This is a genomic window from Variovorax sp. WDL1 (assembly GCF_001541225.1).
Classification (GTDB): Bacteria; Pseudomonadota; Gammaproteobacteria; order Burkholderiales; family Burkholderiaceae_C; genus Variovorax.
Window position 1 is genome coordinate 15,288 of the sequence record NZ_LMTS01000118.1, and the last position, 21,046, is coordinate 36,333.

Annotated in this window: 21 protein-coding genes and 3 pseudogenes; 10 read left to right on the top strand and 14 right to left on the bottom strand. The window is 63.9% G+C overall.

Features of this window, described 5'->3' with window-relative positions; genetic code table 11:
• The first annotated feature begins 2 nt into the window (after positions 1-2).
• The gene (locus APY03_RS16415) at positions 3-1,289 is read left to right on the top strand and encodes an MFS transporter (protein WP_068678255.1); all 1,287 of its coding nucleotides are present in this window, start codon (positions 3-5) and stop codon (positions 1,287-1,289) included.
• A gap of 230 nt (positions 1,290-1,519) precedes the next feature.
• Positions 1,520-1,801, top strand: coding sequence for a hypothetical protein (locus APY03_RS16420; RefSeq protein ID WP_146039442.1), 282 nt, complete (start codon positions 1,520-1,522; stop codon positions 1,799-1,801).
• On the opposite strand, the gene APY03_RS43875 is transcribed toward APY03_RS16420, so the two are convergent.
• The 5 genes and pseudogenes from APY03_RS43875 to APY03_RS16435 form a co-directional block, all read right to left on the bottom strand.
• On the bottom strand, positions 1,772-2,002 hold the full coding sequence (locus APY03_RS43875) for a transposase (RefSeq protein ID WP_232081422.1): 231 nt from the start codon (positions 2,000-2,002) through the stop codon (positions 1,772-1,774). The two genes, APY03_RS16420 and APY03_RS43875, sit on opposite strands and share 30 nt — an antisense overlap.
• Positions 2,003-2,056: 54 nt before the next feature.
• Positions 2,057-2,653 (bottom strand): gluconokinase, encoded by a 597-nt coding sequence (locus tag APY03_RS45655; protein WP_443082824.1) that lies wholly within the window; start codon positions 2,651-2,653, stop codon positions 2,057-2,059.
• A pseudogene (locus tag APY03_RS16425) lies at positions 2,642-4,477 on the bottom strand (glycoside hydrolase family 15 protein); the annotation flags it as partial. The pseudogene APY03_RS16425 and the gene APY03_RS45655, both read right to left, overlap by 12 nt.
• Complete coding sequence (gene rpe / locus APY03_RS16430) at positions 4,474-5,118, bottom strand: ribulose-phosphate 3-epimerase (protein WP_068678257.1); 645 nt, start codon at positions 5,116-5,118, stop codon at positions 4,474-4,476. The pseudogene APY03_RS16425 and the gene rpe, both read right to left, overlap by 4 nt.
• Complete coding sequence (locus tag APY03_RS16435; RefSeq protein WP_083944410.1) at positions 5,115-5,762, bottom strand: HAD hydrolase family protein; 648 nt, start codon at positions 5,760-5,762, stop codon at positions 5,115-5,117. Before APY03_RS16435 ends, rpe begins: the two co-directional genes overlap by 4 nt.
• Between APY03_RS16435 and APY03_RS45660 the strand changes: the two genes are divergently transcribed.
• Positions 5,754-6,020, top strand: a complete 267-nt coding sequence (locus APY03_RS45660; RefSeq protein WP_232081437.1) for an HAD hydrolase family protein — start codon at positions 5,754-5,756, stop codon at positions 6,018-6,020. The two genes, APY03_RS16435 and APY03_RS45660, sit on opposite strands and share 9 nt — an antisense overlap.
• Here APY03_RS45660 and gnd read toward each other — a convergent pair.
• The 9 genes and pseudogenes from gnd to APY03_RS40275 form a co-directional block, all read right to left on the bottom strand.
• A complete protein-coding gene (gnd, locus tag APY03_RS16440; protein WP_068678259.1) occupies positions 5,927-6,907 on the bottom strand; it encodes a phosphogluconate dehydrogenase (NAD(+)-dependent, decarboxylating) in 981 nt (326 codons plus the stop codon). The two genes, APY03_RS45660 and gnd, sit on opposite strands and share 94 nt — an antisense overlap.
• A gap of 13 nt (positions 6,908-6,920) precedes the next feature.
• A complete protein-coding gene (gene tal / locus APY03_RS16445) occupies positions 6,921-8,066 on the bottom strand; it encodes a transaldolase (protein WP_068678260.1) in 1,146 nt (381 codons plus the stop codon).
• Positions 8,063-9,840: pseudogene (tkt, locus tag APY03_RS16450) on the bottom strand (transketolase); the annotation flags it as partial. The pseudogene tkt and the gene tal, both read right to left, overlap by 4 nt.
• Positions 9,841-10,287: pseudogene (locus tag APY03_RS16455) on the bottom strand (transposase); the annotation flags it as partial.
• A 293-nt stretch (positions 10,288-10,580) separates the two neighbouring features.
• A complete protein-coding gene (locus tag APY03_RS16460) occupies positions 10,581-10,895 on the bottom strand; it encodes a hypothetical protein (RefSeq protein ID WP_146039441.1) in 315 nt (104 codons plus the stop codon).
• Between the two features lie 465 nt (positions 10,896-11,360).
• On the bottom strand, positions 11,361-12,959 hold the full coding sequence (locus APY03_RS16465) for a phospholipase D family protein (protein ID WP_068678263.1): 1,599 nt from the start codon (positions 12,957-12,959) through the stop codon (positions 11,361-11,363).
• A 111-nt stretch (positions 12,960-13,070) separates the two neighbouring features.
• On the bottom strand, positions 13,071-13,199 hold the full coding sequence (locus tag APY03_RS16470; RefSeq protein WP_232324297.1) for a copper-binding protein: 129 nt from the start codon (positions 13,197-13,199) through the stop codon (positions 13,071-13,073).
• A gap of 176 nt (positions 13,200-13,375) precedes the next feature.
• Entirely contained in the window at positions 13,376-13,900 is a 525-nt protein-coding gene (locus APY03_RS16475) for a DUF411 domain-containing protein (RefSeq protein ID WP_083944411.1), read from the bottom strand.
• 25 nt (positions 13,901-13,925) lie between these two features.
• The gene (locus tag APY03_RS40275) at positions 13,926-14,360 is read right to left on the bottom strand and encodes a DUF1622 domain-containing protein (RefSeq protein WP_083944419.1); all 435 of its coding nucleotides are present in this window, start codon (positions 14,358-14,360) and stop codon (positions 13,926-13,928) included.
• 96 nt (positions 14,361-14,456) lie between these two features.
• On the opposite strand from APY03_RS40275, the gene APY03_RS16485 reads away from it, so the two are divergent.
• From APY03_RS16485 to APY03_RS16500, 7 genes are all read left to right on the top strand, one after another.
• Positions 14,457-14,789 carry a copper-binding protein gene (locus tag APY03_RS16485; protein WP_068678264.1) on the top strand — a complete coding sequence of 111 codons (333 nt, stop codon included), beginning with the start codon at positions 14,457-14,459 and terminating at the stop codon, positions 14,787-14,789.
• Positions 14,790-15,368: 579 nt separating this feature from the next.
• Entirely contained in the window at positions 15,369-15,686 is a 318-nt protein-coding gene (locus APY03_RS41555; protein ID WP_146039440.1) for a hypothetical protein, read from the top strand.
• Positions 15,679-16,062, top strand: coding sequence for a hypothetical protein (locus tag APY03_RS41560; protein WP_146039439.1), 384 nt, complete (start codon positions 15,679-15,681; stop codon positions 16,060-16,062). The genes APY03_RS41555 and APY03_RS41560 overlap by 8 nt, the downstream gene beginning before the upstream one ends.
• 785 nt (positions 16,063-16,847) lie before the next feature.
• Positions 16,848-17,150 carry a hypothetical protein gene (locus APY03_RS41565; protein WP_146039438.1) on the top strand — a complete coding sequence of 101 codons (303 nt, stop codon included), beginning with the start codon at positions 16,848-16,850 and terminating at the stop codon, positions 17,148-17,150.
• Positions 17,151-17,269: 119 nt separating this feature from the next.
• Positions 17,270-18,091, top strand: a complete 822-nt coding sequence (locus APY03_RS16490) for a Spy/CpxP family protein refolding chaperone (protein ID WP_083944412.1) — start codon at positions 17,270-17,272, stop codon at positions 18,089-18,091.
• Between the two features lie 126 nt (positions 18,092-18,217).
• A complete protein-coding gene (locus APY03_RS45365) occupies positions 18,218-20,293 on the top strand; it encodes a 2Fe-2S iron-sulfur cluster-binding protein (RefSeq protein ID WP_146039437.1) in 2,076 nt (691 codons plus the stop codon).
• 2 nt (positions 20,294-20,295) lie between these two features.
• Positions 20,296-21,045, top strand: a complete 750-nt coding sequence (locus APY03_RS16500; RefSeq protein WP_068678266.1) for a hypothetical protein — start codon at positions 20,296-20,298, stop codon at positions 21,043-21,045.
• Position 21,046: the final 1 nt, after the last annotated feature.

Genomic DNA, 21,046 nt, shown 5'->3' on the forward strand with positions numbered 1-21,046 from the left:
GCATGGTCAAGACAGCAGCCCTCAATGCGCCGGCATCGCCCGACGCAACTGTGGCGGCGGGCCGGGCGATGTTGCTGCTCGGAGCGATGATATTCGTCGTCGCGCTCGGCTACAGCGCCGGCTTGCCGTTGCTGCAGCTGTTTCTGGGGCTGTACCTCGGCGGGGCGACGCCGTCCGCGCTCGCGTGGCACGTCGGCATGCTGGGCGGCGTCTACACCTTCGCGCTGTTCCTCTTCGCGCCGTTGTGGGGTCGACTCTCGGACCGGCATGGCCGCTCCGCCGTACTGGCCGCGGGCTTCGCAGCATTCCTGATCGGCGGCGCTGCAGCCGCGTTGGCACCGAACCTGATGGTCGTGTATGCGGCTCGCTTCCTGGCCGGTGCAGGTGCCGCCTCAATTGTCCCGACAGCACAGGCGTTCGTCGACGACATCAGCACGCCGGAGGTGCGCAGCCGCCGCTTTGTGCTGCTCGGCAGCGCGTCGTTCATCGGCTTTCTCGCCGGCCCGGCCTTCGGAACCTGGATCGCCGGGCCAGTGATGGGCATGCCGGTCGGGCGCATGCTTGACATGGTCAACTGGCCCGCGTTTGCCATCGTATTGGGCGGGCTCCCATTGCTGGTGCTCATCCCGTGGGGCCTGGGCCGCAAGCGCGCGGCGCCTGAGCGCGACGTGCCACCTCAGTTGTCGCCAGACCGCCGGAGGTTCGTTCGCGCCTCGATGGGCATGGCACTGCTGGTCTCGTTTGCGGTTGGTACCTTTGAAGTCGGCTTCACTCTGTTCGGCGGGCAGACGCTGGGCCTAGCCAGCGGCACGATGGCCGTTATGTTCGTCACCTGCAGCCTGGCCATGCTGGCAGCGCAGTCCACGTTGCTGCTGCAAGGCGTGCGCCGCCGCATCAACCAACGCTGGGTCGCGGTCGCGTTCAGCACCTCGGCGCTCGCGTTGACCTTCGCCTTTGCGGTGCCGGACGCCGCGGCGCTCGGCCTGCTGATCGTCGTGGTGTCCACTGGGGTCGGCATGGTCGGACCGGTACTGTCCTACGAGCTGCTCGAGCGCCATGCAGCCGCGCTTGGGGAACTGCTTGGCCGGCAGGCAGCGGCCGGCAACCTCGGGCAGGCGCTGGGTTCGGTGAGCGCAGGGTCGCTGTTCGCGTGGCAGCCGGCAGCGCCGTTCTGGGCGGCAGCGCTGGTCCTGGTGTTGGGGGCCGCCGTCGCGCTTGCATCATGGGGGCCGGCACGCGACGGCGAGATCGCCGCCCGTCTGCCAATGCGGGGCCACGATGATGGCTGACGCAGCGCGCAACCGAGACCTCACGGGTGCGAGGATCCCTGTCAGGACACCCGCTGCCGGGGTTCGTGGCATGAGACCGCGCAGCAGCGCTCCTCGCGGGCGCGAACTTCACAGTGGCGTTGGGCTATGGTGCGAACTTTTCTATGCTGCCCTCGTTGATGGCGCGTCTCGGCGCGGATTCGAGCCCGGGCTCGGAGAGGCTGCACACCGGGGGCCCGACGGCGGCCTACATGCTGGCGCAGTTCGGCGGCGCATTGCTTGGCGGGCGCGCCGCCGATCGCCACGGGGCGCACCCGCTCCTCGTCGCAAGGCTGCTGGTCTACGCGATCTCGATCTCCATCGTAGCGGCGGCGACCGGACTGGCGATCGCGATCGCTGGCATGCAGCGTGGTGCTGAGCGCCGTGCAGGCGGCTTGAAAAGCAAGTCCCAATCCGTCCGCGCAAAAGGGTCAATTCCATTCCTACGCATTACAACCATCATCTCAAGACGGCATTTTGGCGCCGGAAAGTAGCCAATAGCGATCACGATAGTCCTCGGACTCATCGGGCGTCGCCGCAGCAGGTGCCGGCGACTTCAACAAGTGGCGACCCTGCTGCAGCTTGGCCTCGCGCGTGCGGTTGGTCAGCATGCCGAAGTGCCGGATACCCTGGAACCCCGGCGGTAGCACGTGCAGCAGGAAGCGCCGCACGAACTCGTCGGCCTGCGGTCGCAAGTGCAGGACGATCAGCTCAGGTGCTGTGGGGCTTCGCGTGACCGAGCCAGCGGATCACGCCCTTGTCTTGCGGAATGCGGCGCAACCCGAGACGCATTGGCTTAAGCTAACACCCCGCCCGCCGGGGCGTTTTTCGCGTAGCCACGCAAGCCAAGCAAGTGCCTGAAGGCAAGCCTCCCCTACGTCAGTACTCCTCTCGATCGTCAGCGCAAGTTCCGATGCGTCGGGCCGCTCCAGCGTGCGCAGTTGGTTAGTAAGCAGAGATGCGGACATGAAGTGGCGCTTGCGGGCGCCGATGCGTCTGCGCAGCACGGCCTGGTCCGGTGCGACGAGGACGAACGCGGCCTTGGCAGAGGCCTCGCGCAGGCGGTCGCGATATGCGTGCTTCAGCGCCGAGCATGCGATGACGCTGCGCTCACCAGCCGCCGCGCGTTCGGCGATCCAGCCTGCGACGCGGTCCAGCCAGGGCGCGCAGTCGTCGTCGGTGAGCGGCTTGCCGGCGCGCATCTTCTTGATGTTGGCGGCGGGGTGCAGGTCGTCGCCGTCCTTGAAGTCGCAGTCCAGCTGCTCCGCCAGCGCCTTGCCGAGCGTGCTCTTGCCAGAGGCCGACACACCAAAGACGATGACGATCAAAGGCTCGCCCGATTGCACCGCCTTGCCATCGCAATTGGCCAGTTCCCACACGCCACCGGCAGCGGAGGTGATGGCATGCGCGCTGTTGATCAGCCCGATGTGCGAAAACGCCTGCGGGAAGTTGCCGAGCTGCCGCCGCGTCGTCGGATCGTATTCCTCCGCATACAGTCCGACGTCGCTGCCGAGTGAGAGCAGGTGCTTGAACAAGGCCTTGGCCTTGCGCAGCTTGCCCATGGCGACGTAGACGTTCGACAACCAGAAGCTGCAAGCGAGGAACGCACCTTCGCCGCCCGCCAGCCCATCGACGCCCTCCTCGGTGCGGTAGCGGTACACGAGGCCGTTGAAGATCAGCTCGCGCTCGATCCGCGCGATGGTGCCTTCGACGCGCGAGTCGTGGATGGGCAGGAAGCCGACCAGCGGCATCAAGAGCAGCGCCGCATCGACTGCGTCGGCGCCATAGTACTGCACGAAGGAGTTGCTGGCTTTGTCGTAGCCGTGCGCCAGCACGTCAGCATGGATCTGTTCTCGCACCTTGCGCCATTCGTCGATCGGGCCTTCGAGCGTGTACTCCTGCGCGCTCGCGATCATGCGGTCGAAGGCGAGCCAGCACATGATCTTCGAATGGACGAAGTGCCGCAGCTCGCCGCGCACTTCCCAGATGCTACAGTCGGGCTCACGCCACAAGACCGCGAGCTGCTTGGCGATGGCGCGTTCCAGCGGCCAGACCTTGTCCATGTCGGCCAGGCCGGCCTTGCGCGCAGCGTGGAAGGCCGCGATGACCGAGCCATAGATGTCGAGCTGTCGCTGCGCCTGTGCGCCGTTGCCCACGCGCACCGGCCGGCTGTCTTCATAGCCGGGCAGCCATTCAAGCTCGACCTCCGTCAGGGTACGTTCGCCGTGCAGGCCGTACATCACCTGCAGCTCTTCGGGCGATCCGCCGACGGCGCGCATCAGCCACCAGCGCCAGTCGCTGGCCTCCTCGATGTAGCCAGAGCCGATCAGCGCATAGAGCGTGAGCGCGGCGTCGCGCAGCCAGCAATAGCGGTAGTCCCAGTTGCGCTGGCCGCCCGGATGCTCGGGCAGCGAGGTGGTCGGCGCGGCGACGATGCCGCCGCTGGGTTCGTAGGTGAGCGCCTTCAGCGTCAGCAGCGAGCGCGTGACATCGTCGCGGAACTCTCCATCGTAGCCGCAGCGGTCGGTCCACGCGCACCACTCGGCCGTCGTGCGGGCCAGCAAGGAATAGGCGTCGCGCGTGATCGGTGGTTCCAAGTGCGAGGGGAACCATTCGAGGCAGAAGGCGATGGCCTGGCCAGCCGTGACCGAGAATTCGGCAGAGCTCGCGAGGTTCTCGTTGATCAGCGGCACGCCGGAGGTGACACGCACGGCATCGGGGCCGGCCACCGCGTAGATCGCGCCTTCGCGCCGCCGGACCCACGGGCACCATTCACCATAGTTGAAGCGGATGCGCAGCTCGGTGTGCAGCGCCACCGTGCCGCGCACGCCGCGGACGATGCGCACCAGCTCGTGCGTGCCGTCCTGCGTCGGCTTGGGCATGAAGTCGGTGACGATGGCCGAACCCTTGGCGGTGCGGATCGTGGTTTCGAGCACCATGGTACCTGGCAGGTAGCGCCGCGTCACGCGAGCCTTGCGGTTCGCGGCGTGCATCGACCAGCAGCCGTTGCTCTCGTCGCCGAGCAGGCTCGCGAACATCGCGCCCGAATCGAAGCGCGGCAGGCACAGCCATTCGATGTCGCCGTGGCGATGCACGAGCGCGGCGCTGTGGGTCGAGCCGATCAGCGCGTAGTCTTCGATGCGCCGGGTCGGTTTCGGCTTCGGCTTCATTGCGCGGCGGCTCGCATGTTCGCGATGGCCGCTGCATAGTCGGGCGTGCCGAAGATGGCGATGCCCGCGACGATGACGTCGGCGCCGGCCTCGACCGTGCGACGCACGGTCTCGGCGTCCTGCCCGCCGTCGACCTCGATGTGCGGTGCAAGCCCGCGGTTGTCGGCGCGCAGCGCGGCGATCTTCGGCAGCATCTCGGGCAGGAAAGCCCGGCCGCCGAAGCCGGGATTCACCGTCATCACCAGCACGATGTCGACCAGGTGCAGCACATGCTCGATCCAGGCGATCGGCGTCGCCGGGTCGATCACCACGCCGGGTCGGCAGCCCAGTTCGCGCACGCGACTGAGCACGCGGTGCAGATGCACGGTCGAGCCCGGCTCGGCCTGCACGAGCCGGTGGTCGGCGCAGGCATTGCGATAGCGTTCGAGCGAACGCTCGACCACCATCAGGTGCACGTTGAGCGGCTTCCTCGTGCAGCGCCGGATGGCCTTGACCACTGCGGGGCCGAAGGAGATCTCGGGCACGAAGCGGCCGTCCATGATGTCGACGTGGATCCAGTCGGAGCCGGCGCGGTCCACGTCCTGTACCTCTTCGCCGAGCCGCGCGAAATCGGCCGCGAGCACGGAGGCGGCGATCTTCATGGGTGCTCTCCGATGAGGCGGTCGATCGCTTGCGCGACGCCGGCTTCCTCGTTCGATGCGGTGGTCCAGTCTGCACCTGCACGCACGGCCTCGGGCGCCTGGCCCAACGCGATCGAGAGGCCGGCGCGCGCGAACATCGGCAGGTCGTTGGGCATGTCGCCGATGACTGCGACTTCCGCCAGCGGCACGCGCATGGCCGCGGCGACCGCGGCGACTGCGGCGACCCCATCGCCCTTGTTGGCCTTGAGCGCGGTGGCGTCGAGAAAGTAGGGCTGCGACAGCGCGCCGGTGGCCTCGCCCTGCGTCGCCTGCTGCATGGCGGCTTCGAGCCGCATCAGCAAGGCCGCGTCGTCGCTGACGCCGACGATCTTGTCGGCCACATCGCACAGGTTCTCGAGGTCGCTGCGGATCGTGGGCTCCAGCGCGGCCGACAGCTTCTCGCGCGGCACGTGCGGGTTGCGGTCGTCGCGCGCGTGCCAGCGCTCGTGGGCGAACAGCCAGACGTCGACCTCGGCCTCGTCGAGGATCGAGAGGATGCGCCGCGTCACCTCGGGCGCGAGCCGCTCGGGCTCACCGATGACGGCGCCGTGGGCGTCGCGATCCGCCTCGTCGTCTGCGACGTCGATGGCACGCTGGTGCGGCATGGCAAGACCTTGCCCGATGCCAACGTCGAAGCGGCGAAGCGGTTGAAGGCCGCCGGCATCGCGATGACGCTGATCAGCGCGCGGCCGATGAGCGGCATCCGCTGGCTCGCCGACGCGCTCGAACTCGAAGAGCGTGCCGCCGTTGAAGGCGCCGAAGGGGCCGTTCATTTGCGCGGCAGCTCCAGGTGGCCGCCGAAGCCGAAGCGCATCGCCGACAGCAGCTTGTCGCCGAAGGTGCTGTCGACGCGGCTGCGGTAGCGCGCGAAGAGCGCCGACGAGAGCACGTAGGCCGGCACGGCCTCTTCCATCGCGGCGTCGATGGTCCACTGGCCCTCGCCGCTGTCGGCGACCTTGCCCGAGTAGTTGTCGAGGCCGTGGTCCTGCGCCAGCGCGGAAGCCGTGAGGTCGAGCAGCCATGAAGAAACGACGCTGCCGCGGCGCCAGACTTCGGCCACGTCGGGTAGGTTGATGTCGAAGCGCTGGTCTCCGGGCAGCTTCCCGGACGCCTTGTTCTTCAGGATGTCGAAGCCCTCGGCGTAGGCCTGCATCAGGCCGTATTCGATGCCGTTGTGGACCATCTTGACGAAATGCCCAGCGCCCGCGGGGCCGGCATGGATGTAGCCGCGTTCGGCGCGGTCGTCTTTCGGGTCGCGGCCGGGCGTGCGCGGGACGCCGCCGTAGCCGGGGGCGAGGGTCTCGAAGACCGGATCGAGCCGATCGACTGTCGCCTTCTCGCCGCCAATCATCATGCAGTAGCCGCGCTCCAGGCCCCAGACGCCGCCGGAAGTGCCGATGTCGACGTAGTGCAGATCCTTCATGCGGCACGACGCGGCGCGGCGGATGTCGTCCTTGTAGAAGGTGTTGCCGCCGTCGATGACGATGTCGCCGGGCGCGCACAGGCCAATCAGCGCGTCGATGGTCGATTCGGTCGGCGCGCCGGCCGGCAGCATCGACCAGAAGATGCGCGGCTTGTCGAGCTTGTCTGCCATGTCTTGCAGCGACGCGGCGGTCGTGGCGCCCTCGCTGCCGAGCGTCGCGACCGCCTTCTCGTCGTGGTCGAAGGCGACGATGCCATGGCCGCCACGCATCAGGCGCCGCGCGATGTTGCTGCCCATCCGGCCGAGGCCGATCATTCCAATCTGCATGATGTCTCCGGTTTCAGGTGCGGTTGCCGCCGGTGAACGCTACCCGCTTTTTCTCGACGGCGGCAAGCAGCTTGTCGGCGGCATCGGCGAATTGCCGTACGCCATCTTCGACCAGTTCGGCCGTGACCGCTTGCAGATCGAGGCCCAGGCGCTCGGTCTCAGACAGGATGTGGCGCGCGTCCTCGATGTCCTCGGCGAGGCTGGGGGTCACGACGCCGTGTGCGCGGAACGCATCCATGGTCTTGGGCGGCATGGTGTTCACGGTGTCGGGGCCGATCAGCGTGTCAACGTAGAGCGTCGGCGGATAGCTCAGGTCCTTGGTGCCGGTCGATGCGCACAGCAGCCGCTGCGGCATCGCGCCCCTGGCGGCCAGCGCCTGCCAACGCGGACTCGCGATCTGCTCGCGGTACAAGGCATAGGCCATCTTGGCGTTCGCGATGGCGACCCTGCCGCGCAGCGCCTTCAGCGCGGCGCTATCGGGGTCGCGATCCTTGATGCGCTGGTCGATCGCCTTGTCGATCTGCGCGTCGATGCGGCTCACGAAGAAGCTCGCGACGCCGGCGATGCGGTCGATGGACCTGCCGGTCTCGACGCGTTCCTCGAGCCCGGCGACGAAGGCTTCGGCGACGGCCCTGTAGGCATCCTGCGAGAACAGCAGCGTGACGTTGATGTTGAGCCCGTCTTCGATCAGTTGCCGGATGGCCGGCACGCCGGCCTCGGTGCCGGGCACCTTGACCATCAGGTTCGGCCGGTCGACTGCCGCCCAGAGCCTGCGCGCTTCCTCGATCGTGTCCAGCGTGTTCGTCGCCAGGTAGGGCGAGACCTCGAGGCTGGCGTAGCCGTCCCGGCAGAGCAGCCGGCCGTAGACAGGGCGCAGGTCATCGGCGGCATGCTGGATGTCCCGGATTGCCTGTGCCTCGTAGGCAGCGACCGCGCCGGCGCCGGTTCCGGCTTCGGCCAGCCAGGCCTTGAAGCCCGCGTCGTAGGCATCGCCGTGGCCCATGGCTTTCTCGAAGATCGAGGGGTTCGAGGTGACGCCGGTCAGCGCGTCTTCCTCGATGAGCTTGCGCAGGCCGCCTTCGGCCAGGAACTTGCGATCAACGAAATCGAGCCAGACCGCCTGGCCTGCCTCGTGGAGTTGCTGCAGGGGGTTCTTCATGATGTGTGTGCCTCCATGAGTTGGCGCGCCACCTTCAGCACGTTGCCCTGCGTGAAGCCGAACTTTTGCTGCAGCTTGGCGAGCGGCGCCGAAGCGCCAAAGGTGGACATGGTGATCGTGGCGCCGCCGGCGCCGACGTAGCGGTCCCAGCCGAGCGAGCCGGCCTGTTCGATGGCGAGCCGTGTCTTCACGTGCGGCGGCAAGACCTGTTCTCGGTACGCACGCCCCTGCTTCTCGAACAGGTACCAGCTCGGCATCGAGACGACGCGCACGCCGTCTGCGGCCAGCTGCTCGTGCACCGCGACGGCGAGCGAGACCTCGCTGCCGGTCGCGATCAGGATAATCTCGGGGTCGACGCCCTCCTTCGCGTCGGCCAGAATGTAAGCACCTTCTTGCAGGCCGTCGGCCGAGGCGTACTTGCTGCGGTCAATCGTCGGCAGCGCCTGGCGCGAGAGGATGAGCGCGGTCGGCTCGCGCGTATGGCTGAGCGCCACCTTCCAGGCCACCGTCGATTCGTTGGCGTCGCCGGGCCGGATCGTGTCGAGCCCGGGGATGGCACGAAGGGTCGCGAGGTGTTCGATCGGCTGGTGCGTCGGTCCGTCTTCGCCGACGCCGATCGAATCGTGTGTGAAGACGAAGACCACCGGCACTTCCATGATCGACGCCAGCCGGATCGACGTGCGCATGTAATCGGCAAAAACCAGAAAGGTCGCGGTGTACGGGCGCAGGTAGCTTAGCGCCATGCCGTTGGCGATGGAACCCATGGCATGCTCGCGGACGCCGAAGTGCATGTTGCGGCCCGCGTGATTGCAGGCTTCGAAGGCCCCTGCGCCCTCGAAGGTCAGATTGGTCTTGGTCGAGGGCGAGAGGTCGGCCGCACCGCCGATGAGCATCGGCACGCGCGGCGCGATCGCGTTCAGCACCTTGCCGCCCGCATCGCGCGAGGCGATGCCTTTCGCATCGGCCGGGAAGCTGGGCACATCCGCATCCCAGCCTTCGGCCAGCCTGCCCTGGCGCAGCAGATCGAACTCGGCTGCTTCCTTCGGGAAGGCCTGGCGGTAGCGCTCGAAGGCGGACTCCCAAGCTTCGCGCGCCGCCTTGCCGCGCTGCGCAATCGTGGCGTTGAAGGCTTCGGCGAAGCGTCGGGCACGAGGAACTGCGCGTCCTCGGGCCAGCCGTAGCCCTTCTTGGTCGCACGCACGTTGTCGGCGCCCAATGCCTCGCCATGAGCCTTCTCGCTGCCGGCGCGCGGACTGCCCCAGCCGATGACCGAGCGCACGACGATGAAGGTCGGCCGGTCGCGCGTGTTGCGGAAATTGGCCAACGCCTCTGCGATGGCCTGCGTGTCATTGGCGTCGTCCACATGCAGCACGTTCCAGCCGTAGGCTTCGAAGCGCTTGCCGACATCTTCGGTGAACGCGATTTGAGTCGAGCCTTCGATGCTGATGCGGTTGCTGTCGTAGATCCAGCAGAGCCTCGACAGCGCCAGATGGCCGGCGATTGAAGCGGCTTCGCCGGAGACACCCTCCATCATGTCGCCGTCGCCGCACAGCACGTAGACGTCATGGTCGAAGAGCGTGAAGCCGTCGCGGTTGAAGCGCGCCGCCAGCGCGCGCTGCGCGATGGCCATGCCCACCGAATTTCCGCAGCCCTGGCCCAGCGGACCGGTAGTGGTCTCGACGCCGGTGGTCATGCGGTACTCGGGATGGCCCGGCGTCTTCGAGCCGAGCTGCCGGAACTGCCGGATGTCGTCGAGGCTGACCGCCGGCGCGCCGTCCAGGTGCAACTCGTCGATACGGCGCATCAACCCGAGCTCGCCCTGGCTGACCGGCTCGCGGTGGTAGTACACCGTGCCGCGACTGAATGCCCAGCAACTGGGCCTACCGCTTGATCGGCAGCTTGGCATCACGGTCGATCATCGCTTTGCGCTCAGCAATCCCGCCTTGGTGAGCGCGCCCTCTAAAAAATCGTTCTCCAGAGCCAACTGTCCGATCTTGGCGTGCAACGCCTTCAGGTCCACCGGCGGCGACTCCGGCGCCACCGCGCCGCCAAACACGCCCGCGGCGCGCTCCATCAACTGCCTTCGCCACTCCGTCACCTGGTTAGGGTGCACGTCGTGCTTCTGTGCGATCTCGGCAATCGTCTTGCCATCGGCCAAGGCCTCGATCGCCACCTTGGCTTTGAATGCCGCTGAGTGGTTACGGCGTGGTCTTCTGCTCATCTGCTCTGCTCCTGTCGTCTCGGGCTCTATCCTCGCCCAACGGAGCAGCCGTTCCACTTCAGGCCGTGTTCAGATTTGCGCGGCCGGCTCTGACTTCGCGCCCAGCGCCGTTCAACACGCTCTGAAGCGGTCATAGATCAGCGCATCCCTGAGTAAGGGTGTTCAGCAGGTTTGTACGCCGCGCCCGCCGCAGGGTCGCCTGTGACGGCAGCCCCGGCTGCAGCGACGCCTAGACATATGGACGAAGGCAAGGTGGAAAGCACCAAGGATTCGGTGACCTTGCTGCTTCGCGCTCAGTGGTTGGGGTGGTCCTTCTCAAGGCGCTTGTCCGCGGCGTCGTTGACCTTGCCATGGGACATGGCTTTGTGTGTGCGTTCCGCAGCGGCTTCAGCTTTGGGACTTCCGCTTTTCTGAGCCTCTGGCTGCTTTGCTCTATTGTCGATGCCATGGGGCTTAGCCTTGTGCTTGTTTTCGGCTGCCGCCTCGGCTTTGGGGTTGCCAGACATCTGCGCTTCCGGCTGCGTGGCACCCGGATTCTGAGCAAATGCAGCCGGACCGGCGAGTACGGCCGCAAGAGCTGCCGCAAGTGTGATGTGATTCAATTTCATGACAATCTCCAAAAGGAATGTTTCCGGATAAAAGTGGTTACAGGTCGGTTAGCGTCGGGCCTTGGTCCTTATCCGGCTCGATTACCAACGCTGAACAAAGGATAGGAGTATGCGGTCTTCGATGGTTTGATCTAAATCAAGCCAAAGAGACACGACTGGAAGCTGCTCCGTCCATTGCTATTCTGCCATGGATCACAAGGAGCAGTTTCGCCTCCGAGCCTTGCCACCGAACTTCCTCTTGAAGTCTGCAAGTGCGCACGACAACAGCGAGTTCAGAAGCGCACGATCCAGCTCGGCGGCACGGTCGAGCTCGACCCAGCCAATACGGGAGGTCGAGTGTTCAATTTTCATTTCAGGATCGACGAAGCGAAGCTCGGACCAGCCTTGGGAGCTCGCCCGCGCTGCTCAGGCTGTCGCACCATCATTGCGGCTGCGGCCGCTTTGAAGCACGCTGCGCAGCGCGCTTCAAAGCATGTGCTCGGGGATCAGTACACCCAGAATGCCACGCCAAAGCCGCAGCCCCAAGTCTGTCATGGGTTCAACATCGTGCGTCACGATCTTCCCACGCTCCTCAGCACTCCACTCGAGCGCTGCTTCGCCGCCAGCTTCGCTTCGGTCGACCTTGAAGGCATGATGAGGATCGGATCCTTCGTCGAACAACGCCGCCAATTCGCCCGCCAGCTCGACACTGTCGACAGTGATCCAAGCCTCCGTGTTATGTAATCGTGAGCGTGGATCCTGATTCAGCGAGCCAACGAGGGCGCGCACACGATCCTGCACGATAACTTTCGCGTGAAGGCTGGCGGCCGACGCACGCCCCCAACGATGCGGCAAGCGGTGCCGGACATCCGGCCGTGGACGCATTTCGAACAACTCCACCCCCTTGCGCAGCAGTGCCATCCGATGACGCGCGTAACCTGCGTGCGCTGCCGGCGAATCTGTGGAGGCCAGCGAGTTGGTCAAGACGGCTACGCGTACGCCGCGCTCGCGCATCTCCTCCAAGTGGCGCAGTCCATCCTCGCTCGGCACAAAATATGGCGACATGATCAGCAGTTCGGCCGCGGTGCGAGAGCCACCTTCACGGTCGTCAATCGAACCGTGCTCTATTCCGGAAGCCACGCCAATCTTTCCTTGGTCGGGCTGGTCGTAGGTCAATTGGGCACGCCCCCATGAGAGCTGAACGCTCGCGGATCGCAGGGCGTCAAGCAGGCTGTCTTGCGCCAGCCAGTCGCAAGGCGCAAGACCGTGGCAATTCGCGGCGCGCGTGCGCAATGACTGCCGCACGCGCACGCCTTCGGCGGCATCCGGGCGTTCGGCAAACGCCTCCATGGGAATGGCGGCCGCGCTGTTCCAGTAGGCATCGAAGGCGTGCGATAACTCTTTCACGATCGGCCCGGCGGCCAGCAGGTCCACATCAGCAAAGTTGGACGCAACGTTCGCGTCGAAGTACTCGTCTCCTAGGTTGCGGCTGCCGACCACCGCGGCCGCGTTGTCCGCCGCCCAGAGCTTGTTGTGCATGCGGCGATTCAGCCGCTCTCCATCGAAGACGAATTCGCCCAGACGTGCGAGGCTCGAGGTGCCGCCCGAAAAGAAGGGGTTGAACAGGCGCACCTGGATCGCGGGGTGTGCGGCGATCGCGCGGCGCGCGAAGAAGCGCGCCCGCGCATTGATGTCGTCAAGCAGAATCCTCACCCGGACGCCCCGGTCGGCGGCGGCGACGATGCGAAGCAGCAGCAGGTCGGTCGTCAGGTCATCGCCTACGCTGTAGTACTGCAGGTCGAGCGTGCGTTCAGCCGCGTCAGCCAAAGCAGTTCGGGCGACAAAAGCGGTATGACCCGACGTCACGACCTGGAAACCGGACAAGGCGGGATGTTGGGCGGCTTGTTCCGCGAATGCCCGGCCGAGCGTGGTTTGCTCGCCGTTGCCGATTGCATAAGACGGCACTCGAGGCACGTCCTGCCCCACGCTGGCGCAACCGCCAGCCATCGACAGCAACAGCCACACGGCAGCCTGGTGGGTGACGGACGACCATCTCGGACTGCGGATCGGAAAACGAAAGTACATTGCACCAGTTACAAAAGCGAGGGCCGATCGGCCGGGCGGTTCCGGGCGCCCACAAGTTCGACGTCGCGGCGGCAGGTACTTGTCAGGGCCGTGCGTGCATCGAGGCCAAGCTCACTTGGCGAGTTGAATCTCGGTCACAGCGATGGCGCCGCCAATCTTTTCGGCTTTGAACTTCACTTTGTCGCCGAGTTTCACCATGTGGAGCATGGCCGGATCCTTGACTTGAAACAGCATTGTCATGCAGGGCATGTCGAGGTTCTTGAATTGCCATGCTTGGGGGTAATCTTCCTGTTTTCCTTGGCTATTCTTGCCCCGTGCTCCCCTGGGCCTGCACGTTGGCAGCAAGGGCTGCCGCAAACGCCGCAAGGGCCGAGACGGCAAAATTGTTGACTGTTTTCACGGCGTGACTTCTTCGTTCAGTAACGTTGGTAGGTGCTGGCGCTGCCGTTCTTGGCCACGAGCACCACTTCATAGGCGTCTTTGCGCGGGCCATAGGCGAGCCCGTCCATGCCGCGCGAGCCGATGGGCATCGCCTGTACGGCCAGTCCAATGGCGACCGGCCTCTCGTTGAGCAAGCGTCGAATCTCCCGCGCCGGCACATGGCCTTCGATCGCATAGCCGGCGATGCTGGCACTGTGGCACGCGCCATACCGCGGTGGCATCTCGAGGCGTTGTCGAGCATCCGTGTTGCCCGCGTCATGGGTGCGCATCTTGAAGCCGTTGGACTCGAGGTGGGCAACCCAGTCCTCGCAACACCCGCACGTCGGGCTCTTCCATACTTCGACAAACCCGCCGTTCGTCTGGGATCTCGCCCACGCGGCCGGTAGCGCAAAAAGGGGCAGCAGAACCAGCAACTGCCGGCGCCTGCGCTCAGCGTGCAAGGCCGGTACGCGCCTCGGAACCTCAATGCCATCAATGAAGGGTTCAGGATTCTTCTTCATCACTTGTCGTGCTCTTTGAGTTCACTTAGTTCCTATCGCGCTTGATGCGTGCGCGCTGACCCGCCACGTCGGTATCGACTGTGGTCGAGGGCTGTGACTGGGTATGGCCCCGAGCGTCGGCATCATGACGCTGCCACGGCCAGCGGCCTTCTATCTCGACCTGCAAGGCCATGCTCAGTACAGTGCGAATTAGGACGATGATCGCCAGCACGGCAACGTTTTCGAGGGTCGGCGCAACGACAACAGTACGGATGATGTCACCGGCCACCAGAAATTCCAGGCCGAGCACGATCGCGCCGCCGAAGTCCTGCCGGAAGCGCCGGACACCCATCGCTTTTGTACCTGAAGCCCCTGCGGCCAGCCGCCCTGCAGCGATCAGGACACCTCCCGCAATTACCAAAACACCAGTAGCATCGAATCCCAGCCCCACCCACTCCATCACTTCGCGAAAGGTATTCATGGCATCAGGCGCAAGGCGCATTTTTCCGACGGAGACGGCCTATTTCTTGCTTGTTCAGACGCCGTCCCATGGTGCAATCGTTTACTAGGAGCCAAAATGAAGTCAACAGTCCTGGCTGCGGCCATATTTTCCCTCAGCACTATCCTCGCGACCGACGCGCTCGCTCAACGCCACGACGATCCAGGCCGCCAGCACGGGGTCGTCCGCACCTCCGGCATCGGCGTGATCACGAGCATCGATGCGCAGGGAAAGAAAATTACTCTGGAACACGAAACCATCGACAAACTCAAGATGCCGTCAGCAACGCATGAATTCAAACTCAAGAACAACCAGACTTTGGGCAAATTCAAGGAGGGCGACAAGGTCGCCTTCGAACTAGAAAAAACCGGATCGAATCTTACGGTCGTCCGACTTCGTCAGCGGAATTGACCTGGCCGCCCCAGGCCGACGCAACGGGGCATGGAGCCAAGTTAGAAGGCGGGCGGCGGGCCTGCGAAAGTTAGAGAGTGAATTCGTCGTGGCTTGGCCGATGGCGAAAGACATGATGAAGATCGCATGATGGCTTACCTGCCCGACTCGTCGAGCTAGTGGATTTCGGGAGATGGCTCTTCGAAGACACGAGCTTATGGGACAAGATTTGCCGAAGAGCAGCCTGGTTGTCTTGCCGCGTGAGGCTGAGCACACGATGTTCCGAAACGGCCAAAGAAGCACAAGCTCAGCGAGCAGACCATCTACGCCTAGCGCACTTTGGTGATCTCGCGCCGACCGAGGCCAAGCGCCTTCGCACTCTTGAGACCGAGATCGCGCGGCTGACGACGCTGCTGGCAGTGCGATCCAGACATCGAGGGGCGAAAGGAGATCAACAAAACATGGCGACCTCGCAAGCGACGCGAGCAGAGCGCGGTCGCTTGCGAACGTGGGCCGTCCGAGCGACGCGCGTGCGGGCCGCTCGGCGTGCGCGCTCGTGCCTGAGCTTGGAGCTAAGGCTGCCGGTCAAAAAACAGTCCGGTGCTGAAGGCTCTGTCGGAGCTGTCCTGCCATATGGCTGCCGGCGCCACCCGCATTCTCCAGCGACGCCGGGGCCGTGATTGCGGCGTTCCTCATCAGCCGTGGATACAACCGGAACGCAAGGATTATTCAGGTGTGCTGAGCGGCGAAGGAAGCTACAGCCCTTCAACATCGCTGTCGATTGATATTTGTCAATGTTCCTTCCAGCGCTTGTACGACAGTTGGCGCATCGTTCATTTTTTTTCGGCGATTGAAGGATCCGCCACCCCTTCGGCCGCACGTTCAATCAAGAACTTCAAAGGAAATCATGATGACTAAGCGAATCGCGTTGCTACGAGGACTTGCCATGGCCGCATCTGCCGGAACCTTATTGATTGCGGCCGGATGTGCTTCGCGCCCGCCGGAAGATTCGGCGCTTAGGCCAGCCCGGTCGGAGAGGACGGTCAGCGAACTGGATCATGGAGCCATCGCAGCCGAGTACGAGCGGCAAGCGGCCATCGATGCAGCCACGGCCAAGCGGCATTTTGGCTATGCGATCACGTACCGCAGGAACAGAACTCCTGCAAGCGGTGTAGAAGTACACGAGACATTGGCTCGGCACTGCGAGAACCTAGCCCGAACCTACGAGCAAGCAGCCAATGAGAATCTCCATATTGCCGGGATCCATCGGCAACTTGCGAGGACGGCGAACTGACGGAGGACGGTGGGGACCTCAGCGGATTGGACTGAGTTCTAGCGGCGGTCGTCAGCGAATAGGTGTATCGTTATTGTGCAACAAGTTTGAGTCAGCTGGATCGAGGTGATCGAAGGACCGAGTCCGGGGTTGTCCTTCAGTGGGCATGCGACTCGTTGCCGTCAAGCGGAGCCGAGGATCATGAGCGCAGCGGTAAGTTGGCCCGCGCGAAGGCAACCGGCGACTGCGACACGGCGGCTGTCGAGCGGTTACTGGTGCCGATGGTACGCGGCGTTGTAATCCCAACCCCGCTGCAGGTACGTGCCACCGCCTGGGCCGAGGTCAAGATCGGCAAGTGACAAGATCGACGCTGCCACGCTTACCAGACCCCCAGACCCCCATGCAGGGACTTCCTGCCCGAGGTTTGTATACCGACCAAGAAGGTGCAGTGGGAGCGCCGTTGCATCGCCGGGCGTCGAGGCTGAACGGGCGCGCCGCGAAGCGTTCCCACATTCCGCGAAGTCAATTTGCCCATTTGCCCTAACTCGACGAGGCGCTGGAACACCCAGCGCTGCCGCGCCACGCCAGCGCTTGACCTGTGTGCCGCACCTAGGTTGATGATAGGGCATCTCGTCTGCCGCCATAGATCTCGATGAGGAAGGGGCGCAATGATGCTTCGAACTTGATCTGTATCAAAGGCCGTGCGTTAGGTGCGCCCCAAGATGCATTCATGACTGATTTCGCCGCTGAACCACCAGGCCGGCTACATGTTTCATCCCTTGTTCCACCAACTCTTCCCGGATACCATGAAGCAACTACTTTATGTCTCATCTGCAATCGCCATCACGATCGCGGCGATTCCCGCGTATGCGCAGCAACCGGCCGCAACAATGCCGACACCGGCGAACTCGGCGACTGTTCCAAGCGGTTGCGGCAAAGCGCCAATGAAGCGTCACAACCACGTTGACGCACAGGGTTTCGGGATCAGCAGCGGTTCGAAGGCTACGGGAGCGCCGTGCGGCCCTGGCAACTCCGCATCCGCTTCCGGTGAAAAGGTCAAGAAAAAGCCGTCGCACAACCACGCGCAGTTTCACAAGAACCAACCCTAAATCGTGCATGCTGCGTCGAATAGCGACGCCTCCACACTCGTAGGGCCGAAAGCCGCCTTGAATTCGAGAGCTAGGCAAGCAGAAGTGGGCTTCACCGTCTAACCGAAAAGGTGCTAAAAATGTCGAGCAAATATTCGAAGACGAGCCTGGTTGCCGCCGCAACGGCGGTCACCATTGCGCTCACCATTTCGTTCCCGCTATGGGCTAGATCACCTACGGCCCAAGCGGCGAATCCAAATGATGATGGGGCGTGGAGCGGCCTGCGTTCACCTAAAGCTTTACCTTCCGGCTTCCGTCTTGCAATGATGGATGACATGGACAAGATGGAGAAAAAGGGTGGGATGGGCGATGGAATGATGAAGGGCAACATGCCTTCGGATGGCCCTATGCCCAGCACCAACTCTTCCGGCAGTATGCAAGACCCTATGGCCGCTCCGTCAAGTTCAGACATGATGGGTCGCATGCGTGGATCCATGCCGGCGCGGCGCGGCATGGGCAATATGGCACCCTCTGCAAGTCTGCCCGGGTTTCCTGGTGCCTCCCACCTGTACCACGTTGGCGCGACCGGTTTCTTTCTCGATCATCCTCAGCACATCACCCTCTCGACAGAGCAGCAGACCGCTCTGAACCGGATCAAGGAAAAAACTCTGCTGGATCGGACGAGCTCGGATCGTCGGCTCGAGGACGCAGAACAGGAGCTCTGGATGCTGACGGCGGCCGATACACCGGACGCCGCCAAGATCGAAGCGAAGGTTCGAGCCATAGAGAAGCTTCGCGGCGATCAACGCGTCGCCTTCATCAGGGCGGTCGGCGAGGCGGCAAAGGTGCTTACCTCTGACCAGCAAAAAGCACTGCTCGGCACCAAGCCAAGTGGGCCATCGCCCGCTACCGGCAAGCCCGCACAGACGCCCGCGATGCCCGCGCCGATGAAGATGGAGTGATGCAGAACTCTTACCGAGGCACACGGGGTTTCAGCGCTTGAGTTCTTTTGAAGCGGATATAAGCTTCTCGACGCGATGTCATCTATTTCTGTCCATCGACTCTTTGCGAGGCGCCTGCCGGGCCGATTGAGCGGCCCGATCAAGCGAATTGCTTGTCTGGCATTGATGGGTTCCCTCCTGATCGGTAACTCGCCCGCTGCCGCTCAGTCAAAAGAGACCGAGCACGAGTCTCATCATCCCGGCGCAGCGCAGCCGTCCAATCCCGATCCATCCCCGTCCGCTGCAAGTGCCGGCGCCCCCATGGCAGGCGCCTCCGCGCCTGCGCAGGCTCCCCCTGCGATGTCGGCCCAGCCGGACGCCAAGCAGGGAATGATGGGGGGCATGCAGAAAATGATGGAAGGGATGATGGGCAGCGAAGGCTGCTGCGGGGGTGGCGCGGGAAAAGAGATCTACCCGTTTCTGATGAGTCTGCCCACGTTGACGCCCGAAAAGCGTGCCGAAGTGCGCCGCCTCTCCGAGGAGCGCATTTACGAAGGCACGATGCTTTTGCAGACGGCCCAGGAACGCCTGTCGACTGCAATCGCAGCGGGCGATCACGACACAGCCGAGAGCGCGCTGCAACAGTCGCGCGACGGCCTCGGGCGTGTGGGCAGCGGCGTCGCCGTGCACAAGCTTCTTCAGGAAGGAACACCGCCTCAGAATGTCGCTTCGCAATGGTTCAAGAGCGAGACGAACCTCGCGTCTCCCATTGCGCGTGAAGATTCACGAAAAGTTCTCGGCGTCTTGCCATTGCATCTCTTTGTGATGGCATTGCTCATCGCGTTCGCGCTGGCGATGGTCGCCATGTACTTCTTCAAGATGCGCCGAACTGCTGCCCTCTTCGGGCGCATCGAGCCTAATCCGGGAGCGCCGCCCCCCGGAACGTCGCCCCCCCTCGGCGGAGCACCCAACCCGTCTTCACCAGCGGGTCCGCCCGCTGGAACGACGACGCCGACTGGAGGGACACCACCAGCTGGCGACGCGCCGCCGACGGGAAAAGCATCCCCGCCTGTAGGCCCACCGTCGCAGCCTTCTGCCCCTGCTTCAGCAGCCAAGCCTGCGGCCGCAACAGCGTTGCCGATCGAAGCTCCACAGGCTAACGTGGCGTCAGTTCCCAATGCGAAGTGGCGAGGCCAACTCCGCATCGGCAGCATCATCACGGAAACACCAAGCGTGAAAACCTTGCGTCTCCAGCCCGTGTCCGGTGATGGCCCCATGCCTTTCATCTTTGCGCCCGGTCAGTTCCTCAATGTTGCGTTCTCGGTGGGTGGGGCGAGGATGAACCGCTCCTACACCATCTCATCCTCCCCGACGCAGCGCGACCATGTCGACCTGACCGTGAAGCGCGAACCACGGGGCGCGGTCTCGCGTCATGTCGACGATGTGCTCAAGGTTGGCGACCAGATCGAAGCAGGAGGTCCCGTCGGAAAGTCCACCTTTACCGGAACCGAAGCGGACAGCGTCGTTCTCATCGCGGGCGGTGTGGGAATCACGCCGATGATGAGCATCGCGCGCTACCTTACGGAGCGGTCGTGGCCCGGAGACATCTTTCTTGTCTACGCGTGCCGGGCCCCAGTTGATTTCATTTTTGCAAGAGATGTCGCTGAGCTTCAGCGTGTCAACAAGAAGCTGCACGTCGCAGTGGCAATGGAGCACCCGGAAGGGACGGAATGGCAAGGGCTACGAGGACGCCTCACGAAGGAATTACTCGCGCAGACTGTCCCTGACATCGCTTCGCGAAGAATCCATCTTTGCGGGCCGCCCGTGATGATGGACGCGGTCAAGGCGATCCTCACTGAGCTGAAGGTGCCACCCGACCAGGTGAAGACCGAAAGTTTTGGTTCAGCCGCGCCCACCCCCGGCGCCGCGGGGACCACCGCCAAATCCACTGCCCCTGCTACCGGCCCGCTGGTGACCTTTTCGAAGAACAACAAGTCCTCCAAAATTCATGTTGATCAGACCGTTCTTGAGCTGTCCGAAGAGCTCGACATCGGGATCGAATTCTCATGCCGCGTCGGCACCTGTGGCATCTGCAAGGTGAAGATGACTTCCGGCGAAGTCGAGATGGCGGTCGAGGACGGGCTTGATCCTGAAGACAAGGCCAACGGCATGATTCTCGCATGCCAGGCAAAGCCCACCGGCCCTGTCACTGTGGAGGCGTAGCCATGAAGTGGCCTGAACGTGAAGGCATCGTCGTCACCGGTGTGCTCAGCGTGTTGCTTCTAGCCTGGCTCGGCTTCTTCCTGCACCGCTCGCCTCGCTTTCCGGGCAGCGGACTCGGAGCGGTATTCGGGATAGCGGGGGCCGTGCTCATGCTCGTCCCGCTCGCCTACCCGATGGCAAAGCGTATTTCCTGGCTCAACGCTCGAATCACACCGCGCGTATCGATGAAGACGTTGCTTACCCTGCACGTCTATGCGGGCCTTCTCGGCCCTTTGCTCGCGATCATCCACACGGGTCACAAGTTCGACAGCTGGCTGGGAACTACGCTGACGGCAACGATGCTGCTCGTCGTCCTCAGCGGGTTTGCAGTTCGCTATCTGCTCACCTTTGTCGCCCATGAAATGAAAGACAAGTTGGCGCTGCTGCAGACCGCCAGAGGAGATCTCGACAATGCCTGGTGGAAGCTCGAAAACTCCCCCGCTGAAATGAGAGTTCTTCCAAGGGCGCCAGTCTTGACGGCAGCGATGGCATCACTCGGGCTCGACGTACGACCCGCTGGCCCCGCTGGCGAGGTGACCCGCATCGCCGAGTCCGTGGCGGACCTGGAGTACTCGGTCCGCATGCACGAGTTCTTCAAACGCTGGTTCGGCCGATCTCTGAAGCTGCACATCGTTCTCTCCGTCATCCTCTATGTGCTGCTCGCGCTGCACATCGGGGCCGGCGTCCAGTACGGGTTAAGGTGGTTTTCATAGC

Coding starts and splice junctions, on each gene's coding strand:
- APY03_RS41560 (WP_146039439.1), top strand. CDS start 15,679: ATGACTAAGCGAATCGCGTTGCTACGAGGACTTGCCATGGCCGCATCT.
- APY03_RS16470 (WP_232324297.1), bottom strand. CDS start 13,199: ATGACAATGCTGTTTCAAGTCAAGGATCCGGCCATGCTCCACATGGTG.
- APY03_RS41565 (WP_146039438.1), top strand. CDS start 16,848: ATGAAGCAACTACTTTATGTCTCATCTGCAATCGCCATCACGATCGCG.
- APY03_RS16465 (WP_068678263.1), bottom strand. CDS start 12,959: ATGTACTTTCGTTTTCCGATCCGCAGTCCGAGATGGTCGTCCGTCACC.
- tal (WP_068678260.1), bottom strand. CDS start 8,066: ATGAAGAACCCCCTGCAGCAACTCCACGAGGCAGGCCAGGCGGTCTGG.
- APY03_RS16485 (WP_068678264.1), top strand. CDS start 14,457: ATGAAGTCAACAGTCCTGGCTGCGGCCATATTTTCCCTCAGCACTATC.
- APY03_RS16420 (WP_146039442.1), top strand. CDS start 1,520: ATGCTGGCGCAGTTCGGCGGCGCATTGCTTGGCGGGCGCGCCGCCGAT.
- APY03_RS16500 (WP_068678266.1), top strand. CDS start 20,296: ATGAAGTGGCCTGAACGTGAAGGCATCGTCGTCACCGGTGTGCTCAGC.
- APY03_RS16490 (WP_083944412.1), top strand. CDS start 17,270: ATGTCGAGCAAATATTCGAAGACGAGCCTGGTTGCCGCCGCAACGGCG.
- APY03_RS16435 (WP_083944410.1), bottom strand. CDS start 5,762: ATGCCGCACCAGCGTGCCATCGACGTCGCAGACGACGAGGCGGATCGC.
- gnd (WP_068678259.1), bottom strand. CDS start 6,907: ATGCAGATTGGAATGATCGGCCTCGGCCGGATGGGCAGCAACATCGCG.
- APY03_RS40275 (WP_083944419.1), bottom strand. CDS start 14,360: ATGAATACCTTTCGCGAAGTGATGGAGTGGGTGGGGCTGGGATTCGAT.
- APY03_RS16475 (WP_083944411.1), bottom strand. CDS start 13,900: ATGAAGAAGAATCCTGAACCCTTCATTGATGGCATTGAGGTTCCGAGG.
- rpe (WP_068678257.1), bottom strand. CDS start 5,118: ATGAAGATCGCCGCCTCCGTGCTCGCGGCCGATTTCGCGCGGCTCGGC.
- APY03_RS16415 (WP_068678255.1), top strand. CDS start 3: ATGGTCAAGACAGCAGCCCTCAATGCGCCGGCATCGCCCGACGCAACT.
- APY03_RS16460 (WP_146039441.1), bottom strand. CDS start 10,895: ATGAAATTGAATCACATCACACTTGCGGCAGCTCTTGCGGCCGTACTC.